Below are 296 nucleotides of genomic sequence, written 5' to 3' on the forward strand. Positions count from 1 at the left end.
ATTAGAACGAAGTCTCATGACTCCGTTTTTGGATTTTCTCGGGAAGTAGCTCAGCTTGGTAGAGTACTTGGTTTGGGACCAAGGTGTCGCAGGTTCGAATCCTGTCTTCCCGATATATGGCGGTGTAGCTCAGCTGGCTAGAGCGTCCGGTTCATACCCGGGAGGTCGGGGGTTCGATCCCCTTCGCCGCTATGATGATCTTGTTGGACCTTTAGCTCAGCTGGTTAGAGCTCTCGGCTCATAACCGAGTGGTCGTAGGTTCAAGTCCTACAAGGTCCATATTGTGTGAAACTCAC

The 296-nt window shown here is 51.4% G+C and carries 3 tRNA genes; all 3 read left to right on the forward strand.

Annotation, left to right across the window (positions count from 1 at the left end):
• The first annotated feature begins 39 nt into the window (after nt 1-39).
• The 3 genes from STRDD04_RS10340 (at nt 40) to STRDD04_RS10350 (ending at nt 279) form a co-directional block, all read left to right on the forward strand.
• Nucleotides 40-113: transfer RNA gene (locus tag STRDD04_RS10340), tRNA-Pro, on the forward strand.
• Nucleotides 114-118: 5 nt separating this feature from the next.
• Nucleotides 119-192, forward strand: a tRNA-Met gene (locus tag STRDD04_RS10345).
• Nucleotides 193-205: 13 nt separating this feature from the next.
• Nucleotides 206-279, forward strand: a tRNA-Ile gene (locus STRDD04_RS10350).
• Nucleotides 280-296: the final 17 nt, after the last annotated feature.

It is taken from the genome of Streptococcus sp. DD04, from assembly GCF_001578725.1.
Classification (GTDB): Bacteria; Bacillota; Bacilli; order Lactobacillales; family Streptococcaceae; genus Streptococcus; species Streptococcus sinensis.